At 46.9% G+C, this 12,400-nt stretch carries 7 protein-coding genes and 1 pseudogene; 5 read left to right on the forward strand and 3 right to left on the reverse strand.

All coding sequences use genetic code 11. From position 1 onward, the window contains the following. Window positions 1-9: 9 nt before the first annotated feature. On the forward strand, window positions 10-2,604 hold the full coding sequence (locus tag ACNTAO_RS12050) for a PD-(D/E)XK nuclease family protein (protein ID WP_435162281.1): 2,595 nt from the start codon (window positions 10-12) through the stop codon (window positions 2,602-2,604). After that, window positions 2,601-5,477: a UvrD-helicase domain-containing protein gene (locus tag ACNTAO_RS12055; RefSeq protein WP_435162283.1), complete on the forward strand. Its 2,877-nt coding sequence runs from the start codon at window positions 2,601-2,603 to the stop codon at window positions 5,475-5,477. Before ACNTAO_RS12050 ends, ACNTAO_RS12055 begins: the two co-directional genes overlap by 4 nt. A gap of 488 nt (window positions 5,478-5,965) precedes the next feature. Here ACNTAO_RS12055 and ACNTAO_RS12060 read toward each other — a convergent pair whose 3' ends face one another. Continuing rightward, window positions 5,966-6,307 carry a hypothetical protein gene (locus ACNTAO_RS12060; protein ID WP_435162285.1) on the reverse strand — a complete coding sequence of 114 codons (342 nt, stop codon included), beginning with the start codon at window positions 6,305-6,307 and terminating at the stop codon, window positions 5,966-5,968. 305 nt (window positions 6,308-6,612) lie between these two features. On the opposite strand from ACNTAO_RS12060, the gene ACNTAO_RS12065 reads away from it, so the two are divergent. Beyond that, a complete protein-coding gene (locus ACNTAO_RS12065; RefSeq protein ID WP_435162287.1) occupies window positions 6,613-9,357 on the forward strand; it encodes a phage NrS-1 polymerase family protein in 2,745 nt (914 codons plus the stop codon). A gap of 467 nt (window positions 9,358-9,824) precedes the next feature. Here the strand turns inward: ACNTAO_RS12065 and ACNTAO_RS12070 are convergent, their stop codons facing one another. After that, complete coding sequence (locus tag ACNTAO_RS12070; protein ID WP_435162289.1) at window positions 9,825-9,980, reverse strand: hypothetical protein; 156 nt, start codon at window positions 9,978-9,980, stop codon at window positions 9,825-9,827. A gap of 595 nt (window positions 9,981-10,575) precedes the next feature. On the opposite strand from ACNTAO_RS12070, the gene ACNTAO_RS12075 reads away from it, so the two are divergent. Continuing rightward, a complete protein-coding gene (locus tag ACNTAO_RS12075) occupies window positions 10,576-10,911 on the forward strand; it encodes a hypothetical protein (protein ID WP_435162291.1) in 336 nt (111 codons plus the stop codon). A 225-nt stretch (window positions 10,912-11,136) separates the two neighbouring features. Then, the gene (locus ACNTAO_RS12080) at window positions 11,137-11,379 is read left to right on the forward strand and encodes a hypothetical protein (protein ID WP_435162293.1); all 243 of its coding nucleotides are present in this window, start codon (window positions 11,137-11,139) and stop codon (window positions 11,377-11,379) included. Between the two features lie 638 nt (window positions 11,380-12,017). On the opposite strand, the pseudogene ACNTAO_RS12085 reads toward ACNTAO_RS12080, so the two are convergent. Beyond that, window positions 12,018-12,388: pseudogene (locus tag ACNTAO_RS12085) on the reverse strand (helix-turn-helix transcriptional regulator). Window positions 12,389-12,400 lie beyond the last annotated feature (12 nt).

Raw genomic sequence — 12,400 nt, forward strand, 5'->3', positions numbered from 1 at the left:
GATCATATCATGCCAATCAAACAGGCAAAGCCCCTCTCTAATCTCTATGACGATATTAGAGAATACGACCTTGTTCTTGTTCCGGATGCTCCTCTTGCCAGTGCTTTGAATCGGCATCTAGATCGGCCACACATAGGGAACTTTGCGACGACTCCACGAAGATTGGCTGCTGGACGACGAGAGCAGGTGGAGGAGAGAACCGTTTTTTTAGAGCTCCTCCACGAGACCGATCTTTCGTGGAAGCAGGCGGCATATCTCGGAGAAGAGATTATTCATTGTTGGGAATATTCCGCCCGTCCTGACCACATTCTTGAATATGAGCAGTTTAATACGCCTGCTGTCAATCAGGCTGTCCAGCAGGTGCGTCGTCTTGACACCACTTCTCGGTATCTCACTGATTACAGTATTGAGGAGTCGACTGATCTTGCTGTAGTCGGCTATCCCCAATTTACAGCTCTCGAACGATCGATTCTCCCATCAAACTATGACACTGTTGACCGGTTCACAGACCAAGCATTTGACCATCCGCCATTCCGTGTCTTCGATACTTCAGCGGATATCATCAACGGCCTTGTCGCAACGATCTCAGAACAGGCTGCTGATCAGGTCGCTATTGTACTTGATGCGGGAAGCGAGTTTTCGACTCTCGTTGAGTCGGCTCTTGATTCTTCTAATATCCCGTTTTACGGTGGACCAGGGTTCCTCGACAATACTAATCATCGAGCGTTTTTACAACTTCTCCGTGCTGCGTTCCGGGGAAGCGACGTACAGGTGTCGGACGTACAGCCAGTCCTCCAACATATCGGGCGGCACGTAAATGTCGACCACGAGCAGAAGCATCTTCACAGAACTGACGTCCCAGAAATGGACTGGCTAATCGAGTGGTGTGATACGGTGGGAGCTGGTGAGCGGTCGTTTGGAACTGCGCTCTCTGAGTATGAATCTATGCTCGGAAGCGAGGGACTCGAGACTTTCCACGAAGAACTGGATACGCTTGGTCTTGCTTCACAGACGATTACAGAGTCTCGGGTTGACAGTCTTGAGTTCTATTTACAGTCGTACGAGGTTCCGGTCGACCGCGAGAACGAAGGGGTGCTTCTCGCCGATGCGAAGTCTGCGACTCACGTAGACAGACCGCTTGTGTTCTATCTCGGGCTTGACGATGATTGGACGAGGGCTCCGCTACGCAGACCATGGGTAAATCGTGAGACTGAATTCGAGCGTCATCTAGCACAATTTCAGCTACTGCTACAGAACGGCGCGACACAGTATTATCTCGTCCAAGACAGTGTTGGTGGACGGCCTGTCACTCCGTGTCTCTATTTCGAGGAACTTCTAGACGAATCGTTTTCTCAATTCAGCGACCTCTCCACAGAGAGGTATACGACCTCGAATTCGGCATCAGAACAGCCGTTTAGCGTTGAGCCAGTGCCGGTATCGGCGGTTGAGCTTGATACTCTCAGTCAGTCCAGTCTCAGCACTTACGTCAATTCACCGCGAGACTACTTTTTTGACCGAATCGTGGATTCCCCTGACAGAGACTACTTCCGCAAGGGAAACTTGTTCCATGATTTCGCTGAGTTCTATGTCTACCATTCCGAGACAGTGTTGACTACCGGGATCGACGAGATTGTCGACCTAATGATTGAGGAGATGGAGCCGTTCATTCGTGGGATAGACAGGGACGTCCACAGAACAAAATATCAGGCTGGCGTTCAGAACATTATTGAATTTCTTGACGAGAACGCCCCCAAGACTGGCAGCCTGACTATTGAGAATGGAGGGCACGGAGAGAATACGTTTGCCGAGCACCTTGGAAAGCCCGTTGGAAGCGATATTACAGAACGATGGTTCGAGAATGAAGACCTCGGTGTGAAGGGTAAGATCGATCTTGTCGGGTCATCTACGCGCCTCATTGATTACAAGAGTGGTTCAAAGAAATCCGCAACAGACATCGTGAAGAATTCATCTATCGACGACATCTCTAATACCCCCGATTTCCAGGCGAAGCTCTATTTAACTCATCAGCGGTCACGACAACCAAACGAGCAACTCAAATTCGTCTTTGTGCACTTCCTAGAGAATGTCGACGATATCGTCCGCGGAGACGCAGGCATAGATGACACAATTACTGAGGTTGAGTACCATCCCGAACCCTATCTTGATTATATCAGTAGCAAAGAGGTGTACCTGCAACTCGTTGATAGCGGGTCGAATGACTGCCAGAAGACACTCTCGAAGGCTTCGTATGAAGAATACGCGGCAGTGTTCGAAGCGGCTGACTTTCCTGACACTCGTGACAGTGACGAACTTATTGAGTCGCCGTTTGGGGTGGCGTTTACCAGCGCGATGAAGAATGTCGTTGGAAACTACAAGTACGTCAAGAAGGGGTGTAGACAAGCGATGCGTGATTTCATGCGGATTCGGAATCGAAATTACTTCGAGGATGATCTTGATGCGTTTGAGGAGTTTGTCTCCGAACGGCTCACGGAACTGAATACCCGTCGTGCGGGAGAGCAGCGATTCCCCATCGCGGATTTAACTGACGAGCCAAACTACCGGCGACTCAATCATCGAGACCTTTTGTTGGAGGGCGAGCGATGACAGACGCACAGCGTGAGACTGAGTCAGCCCCAAGCCCGAATTTAAAACAGCAGAAACTGATTAACAATATCGACGGGACGTATCTCGTAGATGCAGGTGCCGGAACAGGAAAGACATTCGCTGTTACCCGTCGCTACGCTCAGATTCTTGAATCGACGGATGCCTCACCGGACGATATCCTGCTCATCACCTTCACTCGGAATGCGGCGAACGAGATGAAAGATCGCATCGTCGGGCATTGTGATTATAGTACGGCAGAACTCTCTGATGCCCCAATTCAGACCTTCCACAGTCTCTGTCACGACATTCTTCAGGACTATGGGTTCGCCGCCCCGACGCTTCTTGGTATTGAGGACCGTATTCCGAGTTCAACGCGGATTGTCGAAGACGACGTTGTGGAGGAGGCTCTCTTTCAGGAATTCTTCGAGCAATTTACTGATGACCACCCAGAGTACACCCACTTCCTACGAACAATATCTAATCCAAATGAGTTGCTTGATGTAATCAATCAGCTTGCTGCGAAGGGGGTATTTCCAACTGTCGACGGCTGGTATCGTGACAGCGAATCCCATCTAGACGGTGATTACGCGGCATTCAAGCGGCAGTTCGACGAGATGAACGCTCCGCGAAACGGTGGGAGCAAGCAGTCACGATTGCGCTCAAAACTGTACCGATACGGGAAAAACAAATGTTACCTCCCGGACGCTCCTACAAAGTTAGACATCAGAGGCAGCGGGAAGCAAGTTCCGGACGAAGTCGCTAGGCGAGCGTTCGAGGAAGATCGTGAGGGACTCAAGGAGTTTGTACATGACATTTACTTCGATTATCTTAGATTCGCGCTCTCACGTAACTACCTGAATTTTAGTTTCCTTCAACTGTTCGCGTTTGTTTTGCTATGTGAGGATCACGAACTCCGAAGCGAACTGAACTTTGAGTACGTGATGGTCGATGAGTTTCAAGACTCCAGCGAAATCCAATTCAAACTCGCCTTGCTTCTATCTAATACAAACAACATCTGTGTCGTCGGAGACTGGAAACAAAGTATCTATTCGTTCCAGTATGCTGCCGTCGAGAACATACTCGAGTTTCGTAGTCGGCTCTCAAAGTTTGCGTCTGAGCTGAACAGCGACCACAAGCGAATCACGTACGATACCTCTACCGTACAAGACATCAAACTCAAAGAGAACTACCGCTCTACACAGACGATACTGGATTTCTCTGAGAAGAGTTTGGTTACTCCGGCAGCTAAGTACGACTCTGTCGACGTCGATTCCGTGGCTAATCGTGTTGTTCAGCTCAATTCGAACACGGACTACAACGATTCTATTATTCGAGGCGTACAGCACGAGGAAGAATACGAAGCGCTACTCACAACGATTGATGAGGTCGTTGGAAACTCCAAATATCTTGTCGAGGGTGAGGACGGCAGTCGACGGGCTCCTGAGTATCAGGACATCACCGTTCTTACTCGGACCCGAGACTTTGGACGAGAACTTCAGGATGTGGCAGACGACCACGGCCTTCCAATGGCATACGAAGGTGGCATTGAACTCTTCCGAACAGATCAAGCGAAACTCCTCCTCGCATGGCTTCGTATTCTCGAATATAATGGAGGTAGGGGGTGGGCCCCCATTCTCGAGCAGGCTGGGTACACACTTGACGAAGTCAAATACATTCTAGAGACAGAATCCTACCCTCAAGAGATGGTGGCATTCCGTGAGAATCTCGGAGCGATAGATTCCCTCGGTGGAGTTATTCGGCGAGTGTTTGAGCGGTATGGTTTCGACGGTCCTCGGGCCGACGTATTGCTTCACACAGTTGAGTCCATTCGAGATACCACAACGCTCACACATGGTGATCTAATCAAATTCATCTCTCAGGGCATTGAGCACGGGACCACGCATGAGGTAAATACGAGCGCAGGCGAGAACTCCGTCACGGTTCAGACAATACATGCTACCAAAGGGCTTGAGCACCCCATTGTTATCCTTGCCAATATGAACAGTGGTCGCTTCCCGCCATCAAGCCGTGGTAGCCGGACAATTTCATACGACGATGCAATTGGTCTTCGGCAGCGAATGATATACGATGAGACTCGCGGACAGCCATACGTTTATGATAATTGGAAGGTAGATATTCTTCAGAAGTCTCTAGTACGGGATTATGATGAAGAGCGGCGGCTACTCTACGTGGCGATCACGCGGGCTGAAAGTCACGTTCTGTTTACTGCGGGTGAAGAGCCCAACACATTCCTCGAAGAACTCCCAGTAGAGATTGGACCCGGCGACCCGGATGTGCCTGACTTTGAGATTAGTCAAGATACAAAACAGGAATTAAATGTTTCTCTTCCAGACCCTGTCGGACCTAAAAGATACTCTCCACACTCACTCATGGATGAGAGCGTCTATGAAGAGGTCGAGAGTGGAGAGGGGATGGAATTCGGCACGCAAGTACACGACTTTGCCGAACAGTACTGTCTCGGAGAGGATGTCAGCCCTCGGAACAACGATGAGCGACGGGTTCAGTCTCTCATCGATTCTCTTTCTGGTAAACTCTATCCAGAAGAAAATGTGTACCTTCCGCTCGATACCGAACAGGGTAGAGTGACTCTTTCAGGAGTTATTGACTTACTCCACGTCACTCCAGACACTGTTGACATCATTGACTACAAGACGGATAGAAGTCGCCATGCCGAACCAGAGTATCGAAAGCAACTGAGCGTTTACTACCGCGTTGTCGCTGAGATCTACCCCGAACGACCAGTTCAGCCGAAGATATTCTACACACAGTCAGGTGAAGAAGTTGCTATCGACCCACTATCCAGATCAAGGCTGTCTGAGCTTTTGATCGAGCTGGGCAATAAGACAGTATAGCTGTCGAACATATCTTCTATCATCCGTTTGCCCTCGAATTTTTCCTCACCGCTTTTATGACTGAATTGGTAAATGTTGATTCGTTGAATGTTGAAGAAATGCAGAAAGTGCTCACATTTATGACACATACTCCCGTATATGAAAATGTATGAGTGAATCAGATAGAGACCATTGGGAATTAAATGATAAGCGCCATGAAGCGGCTCAGAACAAGCAAATAGCCCCGTATAATCATCAAATTCTCGAAGATCCAGAAGTGTACATCATATATTCTGATAGCGATCATAAAACCAAGCACATAATCAGCGACTACACAGTTCCTGTCCGTAGGTAGGTGGTTTTACATCCATGTCGTGGGTGAAAATTCCAGGCGGGTCAATCTCTCCTTCAAACAGCTGAGTCACAAACTCACCATAGTGTTCCTAACAGGTGCGTGTAAAGTATATTAAAATACATTAGAAATCAATAAGCAATTAATTTGTGTATATCTACTCGAAACGTATCTGAATGTTGAGTTGATCTCCCGCAGCATCATCAATGTGTAGCATGGAACCATCCGTATCAAACTCGCCACCAAGATGATCAGACGACCCATCAGGATGGAGCTGTTCCTCCACCCACTCAACATACGCCTCCTCAACATCATAATCTTCGATTTCAGAGCCGTTAAGCCCGATAATCTCCCACTCAGAAATCTGTAGATTATGCTGCAGTCGGTCTGTCTGATGCCGCAAAGTCATATCGCTCATGATCTTCCAAATACCGAAATCATCACACCAGACTTTTTCGATGTCCTCATTCGCATCAACGTTTGTTTCTGATCTATACATAACGATTTAACTAAATAGGTAAGACTATTTATATTTTACCACGTACTTAGTTTCATACCGAAGTAAGACTTATAATCATTAACCTATTTGAATAATATGCTATGTCAACTAAACATACACAACGGATTCGGCGCAAACTGAGTACCAAGCGGCAACTAAGCATCCCTGCGGACTTCACAGAGAATGTTGAAGCGTATTTAATTGAGGAGACAGAGGCTAATGACGGTGATACACCAATACTCACACTTCATCCGATCACGGAAGATACGGAGGTGAGCAATGACGAAGACTAATACAATATCACAATGTCAACAAAACAAGAAGCACACAACGATTCCAAGAACCGAGGTGAATTAAATGTAACGGGAGAAACAAAAAAGGACCTACTCGAAAATCTCAAAAATGAAGAACAATGGGTCTGTTGGAAACTTGAAGAGCGAGACGGCAAACAAACAAAGATTCCAGTAAACCCACACACAGGACAAAACGCAAGCAGTAGCGATCCAGATACGTGGTCCGATTACGAGACCGCACAAGAATACCACACAAAAACCACAGTGGATGGTCTTGGATTTGTATTCTCCGAGGAAGACATCATCGCAGGAGTCGACCTAGACAACGTTAGAGACCCTGATACCGGCGACATAGAACCATGGGCACAAGAGGTTATAGACCAACTCGACAGCTACACAGAAGTGTCTCCGTCTGGAACTGGGGTTCACATTCTCGTCTACGGTATCATGGATTCAGACGCACGTACACGAGCACATCAAGAATCTACACTCGACGCATTCGAAGAGTCCGAGATCGAGATGTACGATCGTGGAAGATACTTCACCATGAGTTTCGACCACATCGAGTCCACTCCAACAGAACTTGTTCAAAGACATGACGAACTCACATCCGTACACTCTGAGTACGTCGCAGAAGATGACGACACAGACGACGATAACACCACTACAGAAGCAACTACAACCGAGTTAAACCTAGATGACCAAGAGCTGATCGAGAAGGCAAAAAAGGCGCATAACGGGCGTGATTTCGAATCTCTATGGAATGGAGACATCAGCGGCTACGATGACGACCACAGTCGGGCTGATATGGGTCTTCTTCAGCATCTCGCATTCTGGACCGGCTGCGACCGGCAACAGATGGAACGCCTGTTTGGAAAGAGTGGGCTCACTCGGGAGAAATGGACCAATCGCCAAGACTACCGAGAACGCTCGATTCAGAAGGCAATTCGAAATTGTTCGGAAGTATACGACCCGTCTGTAGGTAACGACGACAACACCTCAGAATCGACCATAGAAACGATTCCAGACACAGCCAATACAACACTCGTCTCACAGAACGGATCGTACTTCCAGCCTCACAAGACCGACAGCGGCGACATCGAGTATTCGCAGGTGACCAACTTCGTTCTCGAATCTCAAGCCTATGTAGTGGATGAACACGGAAGAGAGTACGTTGACCTCCGTGTAATCCCGTCGAGCGACGCTGAGACTTCATATGATGTCGTCGTTCCGTGGACGTGCTTCAACGAGACTCGAAAGTTCAAAAATAAAGTCGTTACAGGCCGTACAACAACCTTTGAGGGACAAGCTAACCACATCAACGACCTGCGCAAAATCGTCTCTCATCAGGATGCTCCTAAGCTCTCAAAGACGAAGAAACTCGGACTACACGACAACGAAATTGTCACAGTTGACGGAGTACTCGGAACAGACAATCCAACACACCGATACGTCGAACAACAAACCAAGTTCGAAACCAAGTTCAAACTTACTGGAATCGGTGATTACGACGACGACGAAGTCGCAAAGATTCTCGAATTGCTCCCAGAAACCCGAAATAAAGAACGGTTATTACCTATCCTTGGATTCTGGTATTCGTCGCTGATTACTCCATATATTCGGGAATGGGAGGGAGAAGTGCCGTTTTTGGGCGTCTTTGCGGAAACCGGTGCTGGCAAATCCACACTGTTTGAGTTGCTCTGTCAACTCATCGGTCTTGATGACGACCCACTCTCAGTGAAAAGTACACAATACGCTCTGAAGAATCACTTTGCAGCGGCAACAAACATCCCTGTTTGGGTTGATGAATATAAGCCGTCAGAACTCCAGGACTGGCAAGTAAACAACCTACACGACTACATCCGCAAAGCGACGAGAGGTGCTATTGAAACCGCCGGTAGTCGTGAACACACAGGTATTGAATCATGGCAATTTGGTGGACCAGTTGTAGTGTCGGGCGAGCAATCCATTAAAGGAAGTGCAGAGCATCGACGCATGATCCAAGTTCAGCTGCTTAAAGAGAGTGTGAAAGAAGACACGCACTGGACGGAACTCACGGGTGGAACAATACAGACCGACGACGGAGACATAATCCATCACGAAGGGTATAGTACAGAAGACCATGCACAGGCAATCTGGCAATACCTAATCGATGCAGACAAAGACGAATTCTACGAACACTGGCAAACAGCAAAACAACACGCGTACGAAATTGCGGCACAATCTAGTGACGATGTTGAAGATCTGGAAATCGTTCAGCTGACGATGATACAGTTTGGACTGTCTATGTACAGGCATTTCGCAGACACTGTTGGCGGATCACCAGACATCACAGAGGGTGATGTCGATACTGCAATGAACTACGTCGCAAGCGGATCTGGTCTCCAGAATCGAGAGACACACCTCGATGAATTCCTTCGAGTACTCAGTGATGCGTCGCTGAAGAGGGATGCCAAAAATCTGACTGACTACACAGTGATCAATTCAGGGAAGAGCAATGAACAACTACTGGTGAAACTCTCTCAGGCGCACGCGACTGTGCGAAAATATCTTAAAGAATATGATCTAAGCGCAGACGTATTCGACGCTCCAACAGACTACAGAGACCGCCTCAACGAAGCTGAAGATGATAAAGACAGCTACGTACTTGACACAAGCAAAGTGAATCGAGATCTAAATCGATGCGTCGCCATTGACATGGAACAAGCCGACGCAGACATTGATGGCTTTGACCACAAGGCGTTCGCAAGGAACTGAGTACGTCACTGTCTGTTTTATTTCCTTTTATTTTACCCAGCATTAGCGTAGATAAATCCTTTGTCATAAGAGAAAATGAATCGATCCTACATAGAATTACACCCCTTTTCGGTTATACTACAACAATGTTACACCCCAAAAATCGCCATACAGCAATACTTTGTTTACACATGCAACACCTCTCTGGAGGTGAGGGGGCATACACTTTGAGGAAACAATGATATTCAGCAACTCATCGGATCGACACCCACCCCTAGAAAGGTGTTGTATGTGTAAACAAACCCGTTACGTCTTGCGGTTTTAGGGGTGTAACATTGGTGTAACATGACCGCAACATGTTACGGTAGTCTGATTGCCCTCCCTCTGTGACTATACACGACTCGTGAGGGTATCATAGAACCCTTGTCACGATGTTTGTTTCACAAACTTACAACTGAATCAGCTGTAAGAACGGGCTTGCGAATACTTCACCTGTATCTTCCGATAAGGGTCACAGCAATTCCGATGGCGATTATGAAAACAAAAGGAAGGACCGCATCGGAAAACGACTGAGTTGTTGCTACTGAGCCGCCAATAACACCAATCCCGGTGAGAAGAACACCAATAGATTCTATCAGATTCACTTTATGTTAGTTTTATTTTGACACTTTATATAGATTCTCTGTACTGAGCAATCTTGATCCGGGTGTGGGAACAGTTCTATAACACCCTCGATTCGTCGTTACCTTTCTGTGAACCTGTATGTCGGACTGGGGTTCTATTCTGTTGCTCTAGTGTGATTGTATAGCTTCTACCTGTCAATATCGGCAAATACGTCTTACTAACTAAATAGTAGTAAATCATAAGTAAATCTATATGTTTGGCGTACATATAATGAATCAAACAAAATCTAACCTTTCCAAAACTATACTACGGCGTCCACCTAGTTATAAATGTGGCTCGGCCTAGTGCTGTGAGTTATAGATCCAGCGGGTTGGTTACAGTTTACCCGACTGCCTGCTTGCGCTTTTCTAAGCCACAAACGTATACTATATGTGTATTATACGCATAGAAAAAATACGTCATTATACGCTTATTATATTGCCTCTCCGGTTTACCGACTTTAATACAACTCACTAGTCCACTTAACTGGAAAAATAGAGACTAGAACTGAAGCCCTATTTTAATTAAGTGCCTGCAACTAACAACTAATAAATATGATAAGCAAAAACGTCACATATGGAATTAGAAGCCCACCTCGAAAATATAGACAAACTCAATAATGAAATAGCTAAGGAGACTCAAAATATACTGCTTGACTCAATTGATATTGATGATTCTGCGTGGGAAGTAGAAGATCACATCGATATTACAGCAGACGATACGGGCGACTGGACCATCTTACATTTAAATCACCGACGTCTGACGAGACTATATGCCTATATCTATGTGACTACTGATGGGTATATACAGCTATACTTAGGCGACGAGGATGGCTTCGACGAATTTAGCGAGTTTGTAAGAGATCCAGAGAGAATTTCTGAAATAATTAGAAACCACTCACAACCGAAGTAGATCAACGAGTTCATCCATGTCGTTTAATTGTCTCTCGTAAGTAAGTCTCGTAGGATGAGTTTGAGAATGCTGGCTCTGTTGAAATCCTATTCTTCAGATATATTTTCGCCTGAAACAGCCGGTCGGTGAGAACTACGGGTTTATCGAGGTCAATTTACAACGCCGATTCTCAGAACCGTTCTGCTTGACAACAGTCTTATCTCGAATCCCATTAGAAGCACCCATATGGATGGTGTCGGAAATGCAATCCTTCGCGCCGACGCGTGGCTCTGGCATCTATCCAACGTCACCGTTGGTGTCGCTGTCTTTCTTGCTACAGTCCTGTTCGCTCGGCCGGGGGCCTACTCAGTGAATTTGATTATAGCCAGTGTGGACCCATTCTACATCGTTGCTCCCTTCTCTTTACTGTACACCTGCTGGTGTGGGCTTGATTTGTGGCGGTGGTACGAGGACAACGAGATACTGTGATTCGGTAGGTCTACAATCTAACCTTGAGTAGTAGGTGAGACCTCTGTACTGAGCGATCCCCGCCATGAAAATATCATCTGCTGAGTATTTCAACAGAGCCAAAAATACGTAACCGCGTTCCCACAGGTAATCTACCAGACAAGTGTATGAGATAGTAGAATCTCTGTCGTCCTGCGTAGTGTGTCTCGACTCTCCCGACTGCTGTCGTCGTAGCTGAAACTAGTCCCGGTCTCGCGGGCGAGACGCCCCTTCCAGTTATAACAAAACTATGTAGATTCGCTGTTTACCTCCTCGTGTGTGTTCTACTGATACGGAATTTTGGGCTCCGTGGGTTACAGATCAAATGGAGACAGGTGGTGATAGAATAGAGGCTATTGAGATTGAACACAAACGTCCGGAGGTAATCACACTCGTGTTGTACAACTCCAACGAGATCGGTGTCACGGTGCGGTTTGACGTTGCTTAAAACTGTAGAGAGATACCCGTATGAATGCTGTGCTTGATCCATATATAAAACAGGGTTGGAGGTATACAATATTGTTGATCAGTGTAAAAAGGTATGTTAGAACTATGTTAAGGTGTGTGCTCAGAAAGTATGTTAAACATATGTTTAACTATGTTATTCCGGGTATGAAACTTCACCTACTATTCTTATTCTCCATGAACTGTGCCGAGAGGTTCATTGCCCACTGTGAGAGGGCGTCAGATTGTGGATCCACGTTCTCTTCACCGATAAACGGAGACACCATATCGCCAGCCATGAGCAAAGAAAGTCGAGATCCCGTGGAGCCGGCTCGAAATAGTAGGTGGTTCGACCCTTGTATACGACGTCCTCACGTTCAATGAAGCCTGCTTGCTGGAGGGACTCAACAAGCCGACTTTCCTTTCTCGAAGAGATATTAAGTTCTTTCTAGAAGTCACTCTGATGGATCCCACCACGGCTACGAATGAGCTCCAGGGCATCCTGTTCGTCTGTGGAGAGGTCAGAGTCGCTGACAGACATGCTAATCAGTTTTCACTA

The organism is Halorubrum zhoui (assembly GCF_051194155.1).
Classification (GTDB): Archaea; Halobacteriota; Halobacteria; order Halobacteriales; family Haloferacaceae; genus Halorubrum.

Bases quoted from the DNA above. Each gene is read 5' to 3' on its own strand.
- ACNTAO_RS12050 (WP_435162281.1), top strand. From the start codon at position 10: ATGCCAATCAAACAGGCAAAGCCCCTCTCTAATCTCTATGACGATATT.
- ACNTAO_RS12055 (WP_435162283.1), top strand. From the start codon at position 2,601: ATGACAGACGCACAGCGTGAGACTGAGTCAGCCCCAAGCCCGAATTTA.
- ACNTAO_RS12060 (WP_435162285.1), bottom strand. From the start codon at position 6,307: ATGTATAGATCAGAAACAAACGTTGATGCGAATGAGGACATCGAAAAA.
- ACNTAO_RS12065 (WP_435162287.1), top strand. From the start codon at position 6,613: ATGTCAACAAAACAAGAAGCACACAACGATTCCAAGAACCGAGGTGAA.
- ACNTAO_RS12075 (WP_435162291.1), top strand. From the start codon at position 10,576: ATGGAATTAGAAGCCCACCTCGAAAATATAGACAAACTCAATAATGAA.
- ACNTAO_RS12080 (WP_435162293.1), top strand. From the start codon at position 11,137: ATGGATGGTGTCGGAAATGCAATCCTTCGCGCCGACGCGTGGCTCTGG.